The sequence below is a fragment of the Synechococcus sp. M16CYN genome (genome assembly GCF_040371545.1).
Classification (GTDB): Bacteria; Cyanobacteriota; Cyanobacteriia; order PCC-6307; family Cyanobiaceae; genus Parasynechococcus.
Window position 1 is genome coordinate 1,382,154 of sequence record NZ_AP029048.1, and the last position, 18,022, is coordinate 1,400,175.

At 50.7% G+C, this 18,022-nt stretch carries 19 protein-coding genes and 1 tRNA gene; 10 read left to right on the forward strand and 10 right to left on the reverse strand.

Annotated elements, in window-relative coordinates; all coding sequences use genetic code 11:
- Nucleotides 1–4 precede the first annotated feature (4 nt).
- Nucleotides 5–802 (forward strand): DMT family transporter, encoded by a 798-nt coding sequence (locus ABWV55_RS06660; protein WP_353291340.1) that lies wholly within the window; start codon nt 5–7, stop codon nt 800–802.
- Between the two features lie 10 nt (nt 803–812).
- Here the strand turns inward: ABWV55_RS06660 and ABWV55_RS06665 are convergent, their stop codons facing one another.
- Nucleotides 813–1,283 (reverse strand): hypothetical protein, encoded by a 471-nt coding sequence (locus ABWV55_RS06665; protein ID WP_353291341.1) that lies wholly within the window; start codon nt 1,281–1,283, stop codon nt 813–815.
- 23 nt (nt 1,284–1,306) lie between these two features.
- On the opposite strand from ABWV55_RS06665, the gene ruvA reads away from it, so the two are divergent.
- The 3 genes from ruvA (at nt 1,307) to ABWV55_RS06680 (ending at nt 2,697) form a co-directional block, all read left to right on the forward strand.
- The gene (ruvA, locus tag ABWV55_RS06670; protein WP_353291342.1) at nt 1,307–1,936 is read left to right on the forward strand and encodes a Holliday junction branch migration protein RuvA; all 630 of its coding nucleotides are present in this window, start codon (nt 1,307–1,309) and stop codon (nt 1,934–1,936) included.
- Between the two features lie 78 nt (nt 1,937–2,014).
- Entirely contained in the window at nt 2,015–2,284 is a 270-nt protein-coding gene (gene rpsO, locus ABWV55_RS06675; protein ID WP_353292654.1) for a 30S ribosomal protein S15, read from the forward strand.
- An 11-nt stretch (nt 2,285–2,295) separates the two neighbouring features.
- A complete protein-coding gene (locus ABWV55_RS06680) occupies nt 2,296–2,697 on the forward strand; it encodes a PAM68 family protein (protein WP_353291343.1) in 402 nt (133 codons plus the stop codon).
- Between the two features lie 101 nt (nt 2,698–2,798).
- Here ABWV55_RS06680 and ABWV55_RS06685 read toward each other — a convergent pair whose 3' ends face one another.
- The 8 genes from ABWV55_RS06685 to trpD all read right to left on the reverse strand — a co-directional run bounded on the left by ABWV55_RS06685 (nt 2,799) and on the right by trpD (nt 13,165).
- On the reverse strand, nt 2,799–6,320 hold the full coding sequence (locus tag ABWV55_RS06685) for a DNA polymerase III subunit alpha (RefSeq protein ID WP_353291344.1): 3,522 nt from the start codon (nt 6,318–6,320) through the stop codon (nt 2,799–2,801).
- Between the two features lie 72 nt (nt 6,321–6,392).
- Nucleotides 6,393–7,868 carry an Asp-tRNA(Asn)/Glu-tRNA(Gln) amidotransferase subunit GatA gene (gatA, locus tag ABWV55_RS06690; RefSeq protein ID WP_353291345.1) on the reverse strand — a complete coding sequence of 492 codons (1,476 nt, stop codon included), beginning with the start codon at nt 7,866–7,868 and terminating at the stop codon, nt 6,393–6,395.
- A 36-nt stretch (nt 7,869–7,904) separates the two neighbouring features.
- A complete protein-coding gene (locus tag ABWV55_RS06695; protein ID WP_353292655.1) occupies nt 7,905–8,150 on the reverse strand; it encodes a DUF1816 domain-containing protein in 246 nt (81 codons plus the stop codon).
- 113 nt (nt 8,151–8,263) lie between these two features.
- Nucleotides 8,264–10,096: a 23S rRNA (guanosine(2251)-2'-O)-methyltransferase RlmB gene (gene rlmB, locus ABWV55_RS06700; protein ID WP_353291346.1), complete on the reverse strand. Its 1,833-nt coding sequence runs from the start codon at nt 10,094–10,096 to the stop codon at nt 8,264–8,266.
- Nucleotides 10,093–10,524 (reverse strand): ribonuclease III domain-containing protein, encoded by a 432-nt coding sequence (locus ABWV55_RS06705; RefSeq protein WP_353291347.1) that lies wholly within the window; start codon nt 10,522–10,524, stop codon nt 10,093–10,095. Before ABWV55_RS06705 ends, rlmB begins: the two co-directional genes overlap by 4 nt.
- Nucleotides 10,521–10,907, reverse strand: a complete 387-nt coding sequence (locus ABWV55_RS06710; RefSeq protein ID WP_353291348.1) for an STAS domain-containing protein — start codon at nt 10,905–10,907, stop codon at nt 10,521–10,523. The genes ABWV55_RS06705 and ABWV55_RS06710 overlap by 4 nt, the downstream gene beginning before the upstream one ends.
- A 31-nt stretch (nt 10,908–10,938) precedes the next feature.
- Nucleotides 10,939–12,090, reverse strand: a complete 1,152-nt coding sequence (carA, locus tag ABWV55_RS06715; RefSeq protein ID WP_353291349.1) for a glutamine-hydrolyzing carbamoyl-phosphate synthase small subunit — start codon at nt 12,088–12,090, stop codon at nt 10,939–10,941.
- A 25-nt stretch (nt 12,091–12,115) separates the two neighbouring features.
- Nucleotides 12,116–13,165, reverse strand: coding sequence for an anthranilate phosphoribosyltransferase (gene trpD / locus ABWV55_RS06720; protein ID WP_353292656.1), 1,050 nt, complete (start codon nt 13,163–13,165; stop codon nt 12,116–12,118).
- A 162-nt stretch (nt 13,166–13,327) separates the two neighbouring features.
- Here trpD and ABWV55_RS06725 point away from each other — a divergent pair, with 162 nt between their 5' ends.
- From ABWV55_RS06725 to ABWV55_RS06750, 6 genes are all read left to right on the forward strand, one after another.
- Complete coding sequence (locus tag ABWV55_RS06725; protein WP_353291350.1) at nt 13,328–15,091, forward strand: ABC transporter ATP-binding protein; 1,764 nt, start codon at nt 13,328–13,330, stop codon at nt 15,089–15,091.
- A gap of 73 nt (nt 15,092–15,164) precedes the next feature.
- On the forward strand, nt 15,165–15,428 hold the full coding sequence (locus ABWV55_RS06730) for a hypothetical protein (protein ID WP_353292657.1): 264 nt from the start codon (nt 15,165–15,167) through the stop codon (nt 15,426–15,428).
- 24 nt (nt 15,429–15,452) lie between these two features.
- The gene (msrA, locus tag ABWV55_RS06735; protein WP_353291351.1) at nt 15,453–16,166 is read left to right on the forward strand and encodes a peptide-methionine (S)-S-oxide reductase MsrA; all 714 of its coding nucleotides are present in this window, start codon (nt 15,453–15,455) and stop codon (nt 16,164–16,166) included.
- A 5-nt stretch (nt 16,167–16,171) separates the two neighbouring features.
- Nucleotides 16,172–16,336 carry a hypothetical protein gene (locus ABWV55_RS06740; protein ID WP_353291353.1) on the forward strand — a complete coding sequence of 55 codons (165 nt, stop codon included), beginning with the start codon at nt 16,172–16,174 and terminating at the stop codon, nt 16,334–16,336.
- Between the two features lie 69 nt (nt 16,337–16,405).
- Nucleotides 16,406–16,750: a hypothetical protein gene (locus tag ABWV55_RS06745; protein WP_353291354.1), complete on the forward strand. Its 345-nt coding sequence runs from the start codon at nt 16,406–16,408 to the stop codon at nt 16,748–16,750.
- 14 nt (nt 16,751–16,764) lie between these two features.
- Nucleotides 16,765–16,838: transfer RNA gene (locus tag ABWV55_RS06750), tRNA-Pro, on the forward strand.
- A 134-nt stretch (nt 16,839–16,972) separates the two neighbouring features.
- On the opposite strand, the gene pstS is transcribed toward ABWV55_RS06750, so the two are convergent.
- Entirely contained in the window at nt 16,973–17,959 is a 987-nt protein-coding gene (pstS, locus tag ABWV55_RS06755) for a phosphate ABC transporter substrate-binding protein PstS (protein ID WP_353291355.1), read from the reverse strand.
- Between the last annotated feature and the right edge of the window lie 63 nt (nt 17,960–18,022).

Consider the following 18,022-nt stretch of genomic DNA (forward strand, 5'->3'; position numbering starts at 1 on the left):
CTTGATGACTGTCTGCGTCAAGCAGCTGGATGGTCGAATTCCCGTTGCGGAGATTGTGTTTGTCCGAGCCGTGATCAGCCTAGTACTGACGAGCGTTGGATTGAAGCTGGCAGGAGTCGAACCATGGGGAATTGACCGTAGGCTGCTATTAACAAGGGGAATAACAGGCAGTATTGCGCTTCTCTGCTTTTTCCACGCCATTGAGACACTGCCATTGGCAGCAGCAACAGTCCTGCAATACACCTATCCTACGTTTACGGCGTTAGCAGCACTGGTGCTGCTCGGAGAATCCTTGCGCAAGCGGATCATCCTCGCTGTCTTGCTGGGGTGGATTGGTGTCGTCTTAGTGGTTCAGCCAAAATGGTTAACAGATGAAGTAAGCAATTTGCCTCTTATACCTGTACTGATTGGCATTTGCGGAGCGCTCTTTACAGCGTTGGCTTACATAAGTGTGAGACGGCTATCGGCAATTGAGCATCCCCTGGTAATCGTTCTGTACTTCCCGTTAATTTCTATTCCGATTACCCTTCCGTGGGTAATCCAAAATGGAGTATTGCCCATAGGAGCTGAGTGGATGTGGCTCCTGGGGGTTGGCCTATTCACTCAGCTTGGTCAGGTTTGGGTTACAGACGGACTTCGCCGTTTGCCGGCAGCCCGAGCTACATCAATCAACTATGTGCAAGTTGCGTTTGCTGCTGGTTGGGGCTTTATCTGGTTTGCAGAATCGATCAGCATTTGGCAGGTTTGCGGTGGCGGGTTAATTCTGCTCGCGGCCATGGTTAGCCTATCTGCACGCCAATAAGTATCTGGATCTAGCCCAATCCAAGCGGGTAGATTTGCCAGGTTTGACGGTTATCAGCGTCACCGCCACTAGGCCGAGCCAACCTCCAGCTTTGATATCGTTCCCCCTGTTGGAGATATACCTCAAATAGGCTATCGACTTGTACCCGATCACCGGGAAGCTGCCAATCAAACCGCCCAGACACGCGCAGCCCCCGCAGCTCTCCAAGCCAAACTGGCTCTTGCTCCTCAACACGAATACGGCTGATGCTGGGCATAACTGTCATTGGCGCGAGATCAAGAGAAGTGGAAATAGTTGTTTGAGTTAACTGAATTTGCAAGGATAATGCTTCATTTAACAATACCCGAGGAGGCTGAGATTCACTGCAAGCAGCCAAAAGAAACAACACTGCAGCTATACATAGCCCATTTACGATTCGGCGCAGAAGACGATTAGAAACCTGAGATTGATCGAGGATAGACCCGTGCAGTTGCGGCAACATGATGCAGTTGATTCCCTCTCTTCATGATCGGCTGGCTGCAAGGACGGCACGTGAAGTGCTGGACTCAAGGAAATCGCAGTGGAGTGCTACTTGTCTGCTCAGGGGTCGGCTACGAGGTACAAGTGACTTCACGCTATCTACAGCATCTTCAGCTTGGCAACGAACTAACCCTCTGGATCCACCAAGTGCAGCGAGAAGGCGTCAGTAGCCTTTTCGGATTTCCATATAGCCAAGAACGAGATCTGTTCCGTTTACTGATCGGCGTCAGCGGCGTGGGCCCACAAGCTGGTTTAGCGCTACTCCATGAATGCAAGCCGCAGGAACTGATCGAAGCCATCAGCAGTGGTGACCTTAAACGGCTTTGTCAGGCGCAAGGAATCGGCAAGCGTACAGCTGAACGGCTGGCCGTCGACCTGCGCGCACCTATCGAAGCTTTCGGTGGAATCGAATCAGATCAGTCAATTATGGAGCGCTTACCCGAAGTCAAGGGCGATCTAAAGCTGATTCTAGTCGGTCTAGGCTACAACGAGCCCGAAATCTATCGGGCCGTGCAAGCCGTTGCCGACGGAGCCAGCGGTTCTCCGCCTTCTGGTGATGATCAAGATGGATGGTTGCGAGGTTGCCTTCAGTGGCTAAGTAGTGAATCCATTTGATTTAGTTGAGACTATTCAACAAAGGAGCAACGTATCGGTAAGATGATTACCTGCGCTGGCAGGACCGCCCCCTCACGCATGTCGCTTGATACAACCCAAAAACAACAGCTGATTAATAACCACCAGACCCACGGCACCGATACCGGATCCGCAGAGGTTCAAGTGGCCATGTTAAGCGAGCGCATTAATCGCCTCAGCAGCCATCTCCAGAGCAACATCCATGACTTCTCATCCCGACAAGGACTGCTAAAGATGATTGGACGTCGTAAGCGGCTGTTAAGCTACATGCGCAGTAAAAGCAAGCAACGCTACAACGAAACCATCTCCAAGTTGGGCATCCGTGGTTGATTAGGTCTATTATGACTGAGCAGCGCAGCCCACTGCCTTTCGAGCCCAAGGGCTCAGGGAAATCGGCAGGGATTCCTGTTGGTGCCCGGCAAGAAGCTATACCTCGTTATGTGGCTAATCGGATGGCCCGCCGTATAGCCGTGTTCACTGGACTCCCCTCCGTTGCGGGCATGGGGGTTTTCATAGCTAGTTATTTCATGGTCACAAAAAATATTGCCAACATCCCACCTAGCGCAACCTTGGTCAGTTCTGGGTTCTTTTTCATTCTTGGCCTTGTCGGTTTAAGTGTAGGTTTGCTGACAGCCAGCTGGGAAAAAGAACCTGGGTCTTTGTTAGGATTTGAGAATTTCAAACCAAATTTACAACGGATACGTCAATCAGTTCGTGCACAGAAGCAGCTAGATCAAAAGTAAATTTAAGTTCAATTAAATAACTGTTCTAGGCGAGGTTTACTGTATGCTTAACAGCAAACGGTAAACAGTTTTTATAAGTTATATTTTAATTTGTTTCCTTATTATCCCAGCACTAAACGCTCGCTACACCGTGCTGAGAAAGATTGATCATTTAACGCTTGAATAGCCTCAATTGGATCCCGAACACAAAATTGGGCGCCAAAGCGAACGTAGCGCACCATATCGCCGAGACGAATCTCTGCAATGACAGGGACCTTGACACCGAGTTCATCTTGCCTAGGGCGATACTGAGCTAGGCATTGGCGCAATTTGTGTTGCACAACAATATCATTGGCCTGACCGAAAGGAAGTTGCACAAGGAGCAATGTTAAATTATCGATAGCACGGCAATCGTCAACAATTAGTTGAACCCGTTCGTCGCGTCGATCAACGCCTGCCCAAACCAATAAGCGTGTCTCCTCTATGAGATGGTCTGTTAATCGTGCGTAAGTTTTCGGGAAGACTACCGCTTCGCAGCTGCCGGTGAGGTCTTCAAGCCGAATAACTGCCATCCGATCGCCTTTTCGTGTAGTTACCTGACGCAATTCAGTAACCAACACAATCGCACTGACCTTACTTTTATCTGGTTGTTCTTCCAAGGAGCCTAAGTCGATTGGAGCTAACAGGCGAGAGGAGGAAGTCAGTTGCTTGAGTGGGTGATCTGACAGATAAAAGCCAACAAAATCTTTCTCCAGCTGCAGTTTTTCCGAGGGTGAGTAGTCTGAAACTGGCGCTGCTTTTGGAGCTACGCTGGGGCTGCTAGGACAATCAGCCCCGCCAAGGGTCGTTGACACCAAATCGAAGAGATTGCCCTGACCGCTACCGCGGTCCCTTGCTCGCGAGGAAGCCCAATCCAAAATTGGATCGAGATCAGCTATCAACTGTGCTCTGTTGAGATTACCGTCTATAGCATCCATTGCGCCACAGTGTATTAGAGACTCTAAACCGCGACGGTTCAGCACCGTTGATGGAATACGATCACACAAATCTGCCAGTGACTGAAACGGTCCATCACTCTCGCGAGAAGCGATTAACTGACAAATGGCTCCATCGCCCAGATTTCGAACGGCAGACAAACCAAACAGGATGCGATCACCATTGGGGGTGAAGTCAGTAAGAGAAGTATTTAATTCTGGGGGCATCACCTCAATCCCCATGGCGTTACAGTTAGAGATGTAGCGTTGTACTTTGTCGGTCGCGCCAGCGTTAACTGTAAGAAGAGCCGCCATGTAGGCCACCGGGTGGTGAGCTTTGAGATAGGCGGTCTGATAAGTTACCGTGCCGTATGCAGTAGAGTGGCTTTTGTTGAAACAGTATTCGGCAAATAACACCATTTGATCAAATAGTTCGTTAGCAACTTTTTCATTGACGCCCCGCGCACTAGCACCCTCGACAAAAACATCATGATGCTTTTGCATCTCCGACACTTTCTTCTTGCCCATGGCTCGTCGTAGTAGGTCGGCCTGTCCGAGAGAATAACCAGCCAGATCTTGCGCGATTCGCATAATCTGCTCTTGGTAAACCATAATCCCATGGGTCTCACTTAAGATCGGCTCAAGGATCGCATGAGTGAAATCGACTGCCTCGCGTCCGTGCTTGCGGTTGATGAACTTCGGAACTAGTCCGGCGTCCAGTGGACCTGGCCGATAAAGAGCCAAAATCGATGAGATGTCTTCTAGAGAGGAGGGCTTAAGGTCTCTTACAATCTGGCGCATACCGCTCGATTCGAGCTGGAAAATTCCTTCTAGGTCGCCGCGAGTCAATAAAGCGAAGGTATCAACATCTTTGGATGGCAACTTGTCAAGATTAATGCGAATACCGCTGCTCACCTCGACAAGTTCAAGAGCTTTATCAATCATGGTTAAATTCTTAAGACCGAGGAAATCCATCTTCAGCAGGCCCATTGACTCAACATCTTCCATGAAGTATTGAGTAATAATCTGGCCGTCATTGTTGCGCTGAAGAGGTACAAGTTCACCTAGTGGATCTGCGGCAATCACAACACCAGCAGGATGTACACCGAAGGTCTTGTTGGTGCCTTCAATCCGCATAGCCATGTTAACCCAGCGCTTCGTTACAGGATCACCCCGATACTTTTCTCGAAACCTGGGGTTGGGTGAGTTATCGCCAATCATGGCCTCTAGCTTGGCCGGTTTGCCGCGCACCACCGGTATTAACTTAGCAAGTCGGTCGGCATCTCCGTAGGGGATGTCAAGAACGCGAGCTACATCTTTGAGAACTGCTTTCGATGTCATTCGGTTAAAAGTAATAATTTGGGCAACTTTGTCTTCGCCATAGCGCTCGGTAACGTAATCGATCACCTCACTACGGCGCTCGATACAAAAGTCGGTGTCGATGTCAGGCATCGATTTCCGTTCTGGATTCAGGAACCGTTCAAAAAGTAAGCCGTTGCTCACTGGGTCGATATTAGTGATACCAAGGGTGTAAGCCACCAAAGAGCCGGCGGCAGAGCCTCGACCAGGACCAACTGGAATGCTCTGTTCTCGAGCAAAGCGGATGTAATCCCACACCACAAGAAAATAGGCGGAGAAGCCCATCTGCTCTATGATCTCGAGTTCATGGGCTATACGCTCTGCATATTTCCTGGCAATTGGATCGTTATTCTTAATTTTTAGACGGTCACGCAATCCCTGTTGGGTGACCTCGCGAAGATAGGTGATGGCCGTATGACCCTCCGGAATAGGAAATTGAGGCATTTGACACCTACCCAAGATGTCGTAGTCCTCCACCTTTTCAGCGACCTTTGCAGTATTGGTAATGGCTTGCTGAACAACAGCAGGATCGAGGTGATCCGCAAATAGACGGCCCATCTCTTCTTCGGTCTTAATGTATTCCGTGCCGGTGTAGCGAAGCCGTTTCTCGTCGCCAATTAATTTCCCTGTGAGTACGCAGAGAAGAGCGTCATGTGATTCTACGTCATGTTTACTCAGATAATGAGCATCATTAGTGGCTATCAGATTGATACCTAGTTCGTGGGCGATCTTGACGATTTCTATGTTGATGATTCGATCTTCAGAGGAACCATGATCCATAATCTCTAAGTAGAAGTCTTCGCCAAATAAATTCTGGTACCACCGGGCCACGTCTCTGGCCACCCCAGGGAAACCTCGCAGAATCGCCTGAGGGATCTCCCCACCAAGACAGGCTGTAGCGACGATGAGGCCTTCGCTGTGTTGCTCCAATAAGTCTTTATCAATGCACGCTCGTGAAAAAATGCCACGACCCCGCATGCCACGCAGATGAGCAATACTGGTGAGTTTCACCAGATTGCGATAGCCCACAGTATTTTTTGCCAACACAACGAGATGATACCGTTTCTCTTTTTTAGGTTGAGGGTCATCGATTGACCCGTTGATGATATACATCTCATTGCCAATAATTGGTTTGAGATTGTTTCTTCTGCAGAGTTTGAGCAGCTCAATTGCGCCATACATGACACCGTGATCGGTGAGAGCAATCGCTGGCATCCCCAGCTCTTTCGCTCGCTCCACCATTGCGGGCAGTTGCGACGCCCCGTCAAGAAGACTATAGTCGCTGTGGTTATGAAGTGGGACGAATACCATGCCCTCACCTTAGGGCTTTACCTGAAAATAAAAGGCATCTTCAAGATGTCAATATCTAACACATAACGGAGATTAGGGTACCAGAGGTGAGAAAGGACGCTTGGAAAAGACGTCAGCAGCCTGCTCGTATTGGTAGGCCACTTGCAGCAAACGAGCTTCTTTCAGCACATCGCCAATCAGCTGTAAACCGATTGGAAGACCTGTCTGACTAAATCCGCAGGGGACACTAATCGCTGGTAGGCCAGCGAGGCTAACTGGAATCGTTAACAAATCAGCTAAATACATTGCTAAGGGATTGTCTTTGCAGGCTCCAGCTTTGAAGGCAGTGGAGGGTGCTGTAGGTGTGAGCAATACGTCCGCTGATTTAAACGCATTGTAGAAATCACGACGGATTAGGGTGCGCACTTGCTGAGCCTTCTTGTAGTAAGCGTCGACATATCCGGCAGAGAGAGCATATGTTCCGATCAGAATGCGCCGCTGCACCTCTTCACCAAAGCCCTCCGCCCGACTACTAGCCGTCATGGTAACCAAACTCTCAACATTCTTGGCACGAAATCCATACTTGACCCCGTCGTAACGAGCTAAATTGGCAGATGCCTCAGAAGGGGCGATCACGTAGTAAGTAGCGATACCGTCGTTGAAGTGCGGACAGCTCACCTCAACCAACTCAGCTCCAAGAACCCCAAGCTGGGCTACGGCTGCCTGTACAGAGACCCTGACTTCGCTTTCTAGTCCCTCGGCGTCAAAACACTCCTTAATTATGCCCACCTTCAATCCTTTTATTGGTCGATCAAGACCGGCGGTGAAATCAGGAACATCAACGTTAAGACAAGTGGAATCATGTGGATCTGGCCCAGCGATTACCTGCAAAAGCTCGGCTACGTCGGCTACGTTGGCTGCAAATGGACCCACTTGATCAAGCGAGCTGGCAAATGCCACCAACCCCCAACGACTCACACGCCCATAGGTAGGTTTCAAACCAACAACACCACAGAAAGACGCTGGCTGACGGATTGATCCACCTGTATCGGATCCCAGAGAAGCGATGCAGCTGCCCGAGGATACCGCCGCCGCGCTCCCACCAGAACTACCACCGGGGACGTAGTCAGTATTCCAGGGATTGCGCGTGGCCCCAAACGCTGAGGTTTCGGTAGAGCTGCCCATAGCAAATTCGTCTAGGTTGGTTTTACCAACCAAAACGCCCCCGGCTTTCCAAAGCCGTTTTGTGGCAGTGGACTCATAAGGAGGAACAAAATGCTCGAGCATGCGGCTGGAGCATGTAGTTCGAATCCCACGGGTACAGAGGTTATCTTTAACGGCCAACGGTAGACCAGCTAGAGGTCCAAGAGGCTCGCCGTTAACCCGAGCCGTGTCGACGCGATCAGCATCTGCACGGGCTCGATCAATAGTTACCTCATTATAAACATTGAGCAAAGGTTCAGCTACTTCGAGCCTGTCTATGTGCTGATCAACAAGTTCACGGGAAGAAACTTCGCCTTTCTGTAGTTGTTGACGCCACTCACTGATTGTCATGGGTTTGCGAGCCATTGCAGGAGCTGCATAAGCAAAGCTATCAGTGGTCTGTCACGCCTCAGTTGAGATGGTCAGCGGTTCTCCACGTCGGGTGCGAAGCAACGAATGACTAATGGATTGAGGATGCTCGGAGTTGATATCTTCAAGGAAAGTCGACAGTTGTGACTCGAGGCCGTTTTTTGTGATGAACGGACCGAACCAGTAGGTAACGTCTGGACCGGAGGTCTGGATACGCGCCCACCAGGCAACACCGAGGCCGTTAGCTAGGCTTCGCAGTGGCCGGATCAGTGGGCTCATTGGGAAAATGATTAGTACACGCATTTTGGCCTGTGGAGAGACCAAATTGTTCATCTCTCACCAGGGAGCCGCTTGACACTTCGGCCGAACCGGAAATCAGTTTCAAGGTTTGCTTATGACAAATCAACAGCAACCCTGGATGTTGGACAGGTAGATTCCGCTTGTGGAGACCCTGTTTCAATCAGACCTGAAAATTCGGCTGATGGATTTGACACTATTGGTTCATTAATCCTTTGTGGTTCAGGATCCGAAAGCTCAGAGGTTATGTGATCGGAAACGAGCGGTTTTATGGACACGGTTTTTTGGGTCTTTATACGGGGTCGAACAATTGGAGGCGGGGGCGCTTGGCCGTGAACGTCTTTCATCCAATTACGACGAGCTACTTCGTATACACACAGAGCGGTGGCAACAGAAGCATTCAGGCTGGGAGTGATGCCACGCAGAGGAATCCTCACCAATTGATCACAATGGCGGCGTGTGAGCAGTGACAAACCCTGATTCTCTGACCCAGTGACCAATACGAGAGGACCTTCCAAATTTACATCCATAAGAGTGATGTCTCCTTCAGCAACCAAGCCAATCACCCGATACCCTGAACTCTTCAGCTTCTCCAGGGAGCGGTTGAGATTGACGACACGCGCCACGGGCAGATGCTCCATGGCTCCCGCCGCCACCTTGGCCGCTGAACCAGTGAGACCAGCACTGCGACGCTGAGGTAGTACAAGACCATGGGCACCCATCGCCTCCGCGGAACGTACAACAGCACCAAGGTTATGGGGATCCGTTATGCCATCGAGAGCAAGTAACAAAGGGGGTTCACCGAGATCAGAGCAACTGTCGATAAGGATGTCGAGATTAAAAGTATCTGCAGCAGCAGTCTGCAAAGCAATGCCCTGGTGTACAGAGCCACTTGTGATTTGAGCGAGACGAGCCCAGGTAACCTCTTCGACCAGAACACCGGAAGCCTTGGCCTCACGCAACAGCTGTAGGAATTTCGAAGAACTTCGCATCTCCGGTGTACACCAGATCCTATGAATTGGTCTTCTTGACTCGAGAACAGCCTGTGATGCATGGCGACCCCAGATCAGGTCATCAGCAGGTGAAATAAATGCTTCAGCCTCAGGAGCTACTTCGGGACGCCGAAAACTAGGCTCCGTAAAGCCAAAAGGTTGGTGCTGAGAGGAGCGTTGCCGTTCATCACCGAAGCGGCGCCGATCGGGATCGTATCTAGAGCGATCACGAAAATATTCCTGAGGCGGTAAATCAGGGCGGAGTCTATTTCGAAAGGAGGAACGCTCAAACTGTTCACCCCGGCGTTTATAAGACCGCCCCTCATCTTCTTCATTCCGCCCGTAAGACCGGAGGCTCTTGTTATCGCGCCGTCTCTGGGGGCGAGATCCCTGATCTTCTCGCTGCCCATAGGACCAGGAGTCTCTGTTATTTCGGCGTTTATAAGACCGCCCCTCATCTTCTTCATTCCGCCCGTAAGACCGGAGGCTCTTGTTATCGCGCCGTCTCTGGGGGCGAGATCCCTGATCTTCTCGCTGCCCATAGGACCAGGAGTCTCTGTTATTTCGGCGTTTATAAGACCGCCCCTCATCTTCTTCATTCCGCCCGTAAGACCGGAGGCTCTTGTTATCGCGCCGTCTCTGGGGGCGATCACTTGGGGGGCCATTACTTGAGGAGCGATCGCCAAAATAATGATCCTTCAAAAAGCGTCCACTCGATGAGCGGTTGCTGGAGGTGCCATGTTCTACCTGGTTCCTTCGAGGCCGCCTGTTATCGGAGTTCCTATCGGAAGACAGAGATTTCTTTTTATCAGAACTTCGGTTCAATGAGAGGCTACTGAATGATGAAGATCTGCCCGAAGGACGATCACTGCTGACACCTCCCTGACGGCTATTGAGGGAGGCTTTATCAAAGCGACGTTCAGAATAAGAGCTCATGGAGTTTGAGGCGGGGTTATAGAAATGGATTCGACCATCTCCAGTTGATCGAAGAGCTCAGCTAGTCGGACTGGATTGTTCAGAAACAGCCAGCCGACCATCGTTTCAAAGCCAGTGGCCCGCGCATAAACAGAGGCTTCAACCCGACGGGGACTCCGCCCAACGCTGTTCCGGCCCCGACGAACCAGATCCAACTCATTATCGTACAGCAAACCTTCCTTTTCCAGCCAAGCGAGGACAGCTGACTGGGCATCTGCTCTGACATAGGCGACGACAGCTTTGTGCAGGGCATCTGCGCGGCCTGGACGAGATCCATGACGCAAACGTTGATGAAGCTCCCAAACCGCATCTCCAATCCAAGCAAGCTGTAGCGGACCAAGCTGATCAGCTCCCCCTCGAGGCGTCTGAGCACAAATCCAGTCACTCAAGCCGCAAGCTTATTGAGAGCGGTCGGTAAATCATTAACCAGATGAAGAAAGTCCTCTAGGCGCACCAGCTTCACGGTTTGGGATACGCGCGTGTTGCCGACAAGATGAAAAGCACGTTTAACGTCGGTGCATTGCTTAGCAAGATGTACCAAGGCGCCCAGTCCGGAGGAATCTACAAAATCAATTTTGCTAAGATCCAGTACAGCAGGTAATTTGCTGGCCTTGAGTATACCGGTGACGTATTTCGAAAATTGCTTCTCGGAATAAGCATCCAACTGTCCTGTGAAATTGAGCACCAAGCATTGATCCTTTTGCTCGAACCCGCCTCGAAGTGAAACGGTTAATCGTTGAAGCTCGCTGATGGGATCAGGCCCCCCAGGCATTCGGTACGAAGTGTAGAGATGGTTTTAGCGGTTAACCACCACCACGACGGCAATCCGACATCAACGCAACGAAACGAGAGAAATGATGATCTGCATCATGAGGGCCAGGACTGGCTTCTGGGTGGTACTGAACACTGAAAACAGGCTTAGACCGATGAGCGATTGCCGCAACTGTTTGATCGTTAAGATTGAAATGAGTAATATCAATCTGATCAGACATAAGAGAGTGGGAGTCCAAAGCAAAACCGTGATTCTGGCTCGTAATTTCTACTTGACCAGTGATACCGCAAGGATGATTTAAGCCACGATGACCATAGGCAAGTTTGAAGGTAGAACCACCCAACGCTAGACCAAGGATCTGATGCCCCAAGCAAATGCCAAACATGGGAAGATCCTTTTCCTCGAGCAGGGCCTTGGCTAAAGCGATTCCTTTAGTCACAGCTGCGGGATCGCCCGGTCCATTTGAGAGAAAAACGCCATCAGGTTTATGAGAGCGAACCGTTGCAATGTCACTGTTCATCGGTAGGACAGTCACCTCGCAACCATGGGCGACAAGGCGATCCAAAATGGCGCGCTTAATCCCGAAATCAATTGCTACGACCTGGAAAGGACGACTAGGTTTGGCTTGTAGCCGCCGGTCAAAATCGACACGGCAAGTATCAGTCCAACGATACGATTTAGTTGTAGAGACACAACTAGCCAGGTCATAACCCTCCATCGAAGGAGCGGCTCGTAGCTCATCGAGAAGGGTAATCGGGCGGCTCCCTTTAGTACAAATCACACCGTTCATTGCACCGCGGTCACGGAGATGGCGGATGAGCGCACGCGTATCAACCCCCAAAATACCTACGATCTGATGGTCGCGCATCCAACTTTCAAGGGAGCCTTGACTACGCCAATTGCTGGGACAAGGTGCCAACTGTCGCGCAATTACTCCACGAGCATGGGGCATGCTGGCCTCCTGATCATCGGCGTTTACACCCGTGTTTCCCAGTTCAGGATACGCAAACGCCACCAGCTGCCCCTCATAAGAAGGATCGGTAAGCACCTCCTGATATCCAGTCATTGCTGTATTGAAAACAACCTCTCCCATAGCTGCCCCTCGGTGACCAAAACCAGCACCGCTTAGGACTGTGCCATCAGCGAGAACGAGGTGAGCTTCGCTGGATGGGAAATCGGGCATCTAAACCGCGGGGTATTTTAGACATTCATTGTCCATTCCCATGAGATAGCGCTTGCCGAAGATCCTGAAGTTTTTGCCATGGCAGACCTTGGCGGAGCGTTTGCAGTGCACGCCGAGACGCTATCTTTAGATCAGATTCCGAACCAGCAACCCAAAGGGCCAAAGCGGTATTGAAGGCTACAACATCCATTTGTGCTGGTGTGGCCTGACCTTTTAAGACATTCTCAAGTATGCGCTGGTTCTCTGCCAGATTACCGCCTCGTAGCGCCTCAAGTGGTACCTGTTCAAATCCGAGATCATTAGGTGAAATAAAACGGGACGCGATCGATCGACCTGCCTCGATCAAGCGCAGCTCGTTGACTCCTGACAAGGAGGCTTCATCTAAGCCCCCGCTACCATGCACCACGATCGCACGTTTTAGATGCAATTGGCTTAGAGCGCTGGCCATGGGATTCAGTAGGTCTGCTTGAGCTACACCAAGTACCTGTGCTTGAGGTTGAAGGGGATTCACCAAGGGGCCTAATAGATTGAATACCGTGCGTACCCCAAGACTGTGGCGCAATGGAGCCAGGTTCACTAATGCCGAATGCCACGCCGGAGCAAACAGAAAGGTGATTCCCGTTTTAGAAATTGCATCGACGACGGAGGCGAGCGGAGCCCCGAGGTTCACACCAAGACCTTCCAGCACATCAGCAGAGCCCACATTTCCGCTAGCGCTGCGATTGCCGTGTTTAGCTACATTCACGCCGCAGGAGGCGGTCGTGAAGGCTACCGCCGTTGAGACATTAAAGGTGTCAGCGCCATCTCCACCAGTACCGCAGGTGTCCACCATAGTCAAATCGGGACGATCGCAAGGAAGAGGACATGCCTTACGAAGGACGATGGCCATGGCTACCAATTCATCCGCTACAATGCCTTTAGCTCTCAGACCGGCGAGAAAGGCTCCCGTCTGAGCTGGAGACAAGTCTCCAGCTAGCCAAGCCCGCATCAGTGATGATGCGTCGTTGGCAGTGAGGTCGTGTCCCTGGAGTAGGGACTCAAGACGCCGGGGCCAAGGACGGAGTTCAGAGGACATTGCAACGATGAGCAGCACAAAAAACCCCTGGGCGCGAGGAAGCATCCCAGGTCCGGGTGTTAGAAATTTAAATTCACTATTACGTAACCACCTAGAAACCGAAACTGGCCGAAGCTGTGAGCGGTTACTGCTTAGGTTGACCGTAATCAAACGGAAATCAGCATGGCCGCCCTCCGTCTCGATCTGATCGGCCGTTACCTGCGGCCTCATCGTAAAACGGTGGCAATCGGAGCCGTTGCACTTGTGCTCGTCAATTTCCTCAGAGTGACAATCCCACTTGAGGTGCGCAGCGTCGTAAATGAGCTGCAGCACGGGCCCTCGTACGTAAGCATCCTGCAGCAAGCGAGCTGGATCATCGTTCTCACCACTACGATGGCTGTGATCCGACTCATCTCTCGTCAGCTGGTTTTTGGTGTTGGCAGACAGGTGGAAGTCGACCTACGCCAGCGCCTATTCGAACACATGCTGCGGCAGGAACCAACATGGGTTCAAACTACAGGCAGCGGTGAAGTGATCAGCCGTGCCACTAGTGATGTAGAAAACATTCGCCGTCTACTGGGATTTGCCATTCTCAGTCTCACCAACACACTCCTTGCCTATGCCATGACTCTGCCAGCAATGCTGGCAATTGATCCTGGTCTGACATTGGCAGCTGTCGGTCTTTATCCACTCATGTTTGGAACTGTGCGACTGTTCGGCGGCCGGATGATGCGTCAGCAATGTGCGCAACAAAAAGAACTCTCGAGTCTGAGCAACCTGATTCAGGAAGACCTTTCGGGTATCGGTGCCATCAAAATCTATGGGCAAGAGGATTCAGAACAAGATGCGTTTTCGGGTCGCAATCGACGCTACCGAGATAGCGCCATTCGCCTAGCTCGTACCCGTAGCACGCTGTTTCCTCTTTTGGAAGGAATTTCTTCGATTTCGCTATTGTTGCTTCTTGCCATTGGAAGCGGCCAACTCGGGTCACAAACCTTGACCATAGGGAGTCTAGTAGCCCTGATTATCTATGTAGAGCAACTGATTTTTCCAACCGCACTACTGGGATTCACAATGAATACCTTTCAAACAGGACAAGTGAGCCTGGAAAGAGTTGAAGAATTGCTCCAGCGTGAACCCTCCATTCAAGACAAGGTAATTACTACACCCATCACCGTAAATAACAGTCGGCCACGCGGCAAACTTGAGGCCCGCGGCCTTGAAGTTCGCTACAACGGCGCGGAGCGTAATGCTTTAAACGGGTTGAATTTCAGCATCGAAGCCGGCGAGTTGGTAGCCGTAGTGGGTGCTGTAGGGTGTGGGAAGACAACGCTGGCCCGGGCTTTTGGCCGCATGGTCCCCGTGGGCCAAGGTCAGCTCTTCCTTGATGGCACTGACATCACTAATTTAGCTCTGCAGGACTTGCGGCATGAGGTTGCGATCGTTCCTCAAGAAGGCTTTCTGTTCACTAACACCCTTGCGGACAATATACGTTATGGGGAACCGGGAGCTGACAGGAGCCAGGTGGAAACTGCCGCTGAGCAAGCTCACTTGGCTAACGATGTTAAAGGCTTTTCCAATGGCTATGATACGGTCGTGGGGGAGCGTGGCATCACGCTAAGTGGTGGGCAACGCCAGCGTGCAGCTCTGGGACGTGCTCTTTTGGTTACCGCTCCGGTGTTAGTGCTGGACGATGCTTTGGCCAGCGTTGACAATAAGACCGCTGCAGCCATCCTCGGTTCCATCCGCACTCAGGATAGACGAACAATCGTGATGATCAGCCATCAACTGTCGGCAGCAGCTGCCTGCGATCGGATTTTCGTCATGGAGAACGGTCAAATCGTTCAAAAAGGCCACCATGACCAGCTGATTCAGACACCCGGAGCCTATCGCCGTCTATGGGAACGGCAACAGGCCGCTCAAGAAATCGATGCAATGGCCATCTGAACCTGAAGAGTTAGAGCGCCCTGCGGAAAGATACGTTGTTTCTGGCTTAGCTGAAATAGCGAAACCCGATGTTATGACCAGTGAATCCCCTCTTGTAATGCGCTGCACGCTTTCATTTGGAGATGTCTATGGCCAGGTACTGGCGTGGATGGTAGTGATTTTTGTCAGCCTCGCTGCAGGATTGGCGTTGATGGGATCGTCACGCCCACTTTTTGCTTTAGTTGGTGTCGGCTTAATCCTCGTGCTCAGCCTTCCTTTCCTCCTATTCGCTTTTGTCACCACCCTGTTAAACCACATTCAGTTAGAGCCAGTCACTAAGAATGATTCAGCTATTTAGGCTCAACTACACGATCTGCTCATCATGTTTCCTTCTTGGATGTCACCTCGCAACAGTGTTAAACATCCCATCGCTGCAAATCATGCAGTACTGGGGACGCCCCTGCAGGCACTCTTGATAGATGACCAAGAGGAGGCAGTTTTTGCCTGCGGCTGTTTTTGGGGAGCTGAAAAAGGTTTTTGGCGGTTACCCGGTGTCGTCACCACAGCAGTGGGTTATGCCGGAGGAGATGTTGACAATCCTTCATATAACCAAGTGTGTTCCGGGCGCACTGGACACACTGAAGTCGTCCGTGTGGTCTGGGACTCTTCCATAATCGATTTCAGTGATCTGCTAAAGCTATTTTGGGAATGTCATGATCCAACCCAGGGCAACCGCCAAGGCAACGACACCGGTAGCCAATATCGTTCTGCTATCTACACCTCAAGTGAGCGCCAATTTCTTCTGGCCAATGCCAGCCGAGATGCTTACCAGAACGAACTCGAGCTTCAGGGGTTTGGCCTAATCACCACCGAGATCCGTATGAGTCAGCTATTCTTCCTCGCGGAGGACTACCACCAGCAATATCTCGCCAAACCTAATAGTCGCCCTTACTGCTCGGCCATGCCAACACGAGTATTGCTCGAAGACTTTCCTGGTGCAGACTATAAGATGCCGAAAAAGGTTTGGAGACACTACGATTGGAACGTTAAGCACTGCGTCCTCCGTGGCGACAATAGCCCGATTCGCCTGAATTAAAGGCCATGTCTAATAGCCTGTCTGACCGTCAGGTACTTATGGCCATTGTTCTCACAATTTTTTTAATCATTTCTTTGGTGATTTTTAATCTACGATCTGGACAAGATCGTGAGCCTGGTCTACTTTGGCGGGATAAATCCGATCAGCCACTTGCCTTCCTAGCAGCTTAAACGTGATCGTAAGGCAGATCTGAAACCTCAATGCCACAGTAGAATGGTTAGAGCGCCTCGAAGATTCCCGTGAGTGCGCGGCAGCAGCAACCTAAGCCCTCTAAACAACGCCGCCTTCATCCTCTGCCGCGTGGTCTAGTGGAGCTTTATGGTCTAATTGCTGTTCTTATCGTATTAATTCCAGAGTGGCTGGCTGACGGAACTCTTAATTTTGGACAAATCAAGGGAATTGACACCCTGCCGATGCATGCACGTGCATGGCAAGCCTTACCCGAACTTCGTTTGGCTTCCATGAGCTTATTTGAAATGCGCATATTGGCTCAGGAGTTGCGTTTTCTCCACTATGCTATGGACACGCGTGCGCGTCTCACTGCTCGGCTGTTAAGACGACTCAGCCGCTGTAGTGCACTATAGTAGCTTGGATCGGACGGGGCGTGGCGCAGCTTGGTAGCGCACTACTTTGGGGTAGTAGGGGTCGCGGGTTCAAATCCCGCCGCTCCGATTTTTTTGTTGATTGACACTTGAATATCGAGCTTATTCGCTCTTGCGGACGAGCTTTCCTGGTTTCTCATGACTGTAAATAAGCAAATAACCCCGCCTTTCTAGAAAACACATCGATCTGTCTAACTATCATGGCTAGCTGACAATCTTTCTCACGGCAGCTTGGGATTTTTTGAGAATTTCTCCTTTTAAGGGGACAAAGCCGAGGGAAGCAGCTTTCTTTTGAGAACTTTTAGACAACATATAAGTCAAAAGATCCTGAATCTCCGCTTTTTTATCTCCGTTACCCGTTTGGTAAGCCAATACCCAGGTTAAGGTGGCGATGGGATACGCTCCCTTTGCCACTGGATTGGGATTTTTGCCAGCCAGATTCTGATCGAGCTGAATAGTATTCAGTGTGATTGATCCAGACTCCGTAGACGGCTTAACAAACTCACCTGATTTGTTCTGCACTGCAGCAGCTACCAGGCGTCCTTTAATGAAAGACTGATTTACGTAACCAATAGCGCCCTCAAGGTTTTCGATCACCCCGGCTACGCCAGCATTTCCTTTTGCGCCCACGCCCGTAGACCATTTAACAGATTTTCCACTACCCAGGGTCCATTCTGCGGAAAAAACTTGCATTGAGTCGGTAAAAGCTTTGGTAGTACCAGACCCATCGGAACGGTGCACCCAGGTCAGGATTCCAGGATTACAGCCTAAGTTTTGCCAATTCTTAATTCTGCCCATTGCTATTTGTACAACCTGCTTTTGAGTGAGTTTGAGATTACAATCCGGTTTGTTATAGGCGATCGCGATTGTTCCCCCCACCATTGGAATCTGAACAACCCCACGGTCTACACTGTCTCGATCAATCGCTTTCATCGGATCATCCGAGGCAGCGAAATCAACGGTTTGATCTATAAATGCCCTGCGTCCTGATCCAGAACCCACCGCTTGGTAGTTAACCTGCAAGCCTCCGGATTGGACTAAGTCAGCAAACAAACTTTGATAAAACTTTGCTGGAAACGTTGCACCAGCTCCATTCAATCGTCGTGATGCTTGCTCATTGCTGCAAGCTAAAGGACCTAAACAACAGGCAACCAGTGATGCGTGAATAAGAACCCTATGGGCAACAACCATGGCATCTAGGATAGTGAATAGAGTTACACCTGTAATCAAACACAGTGAAGAACACTGTCCTTG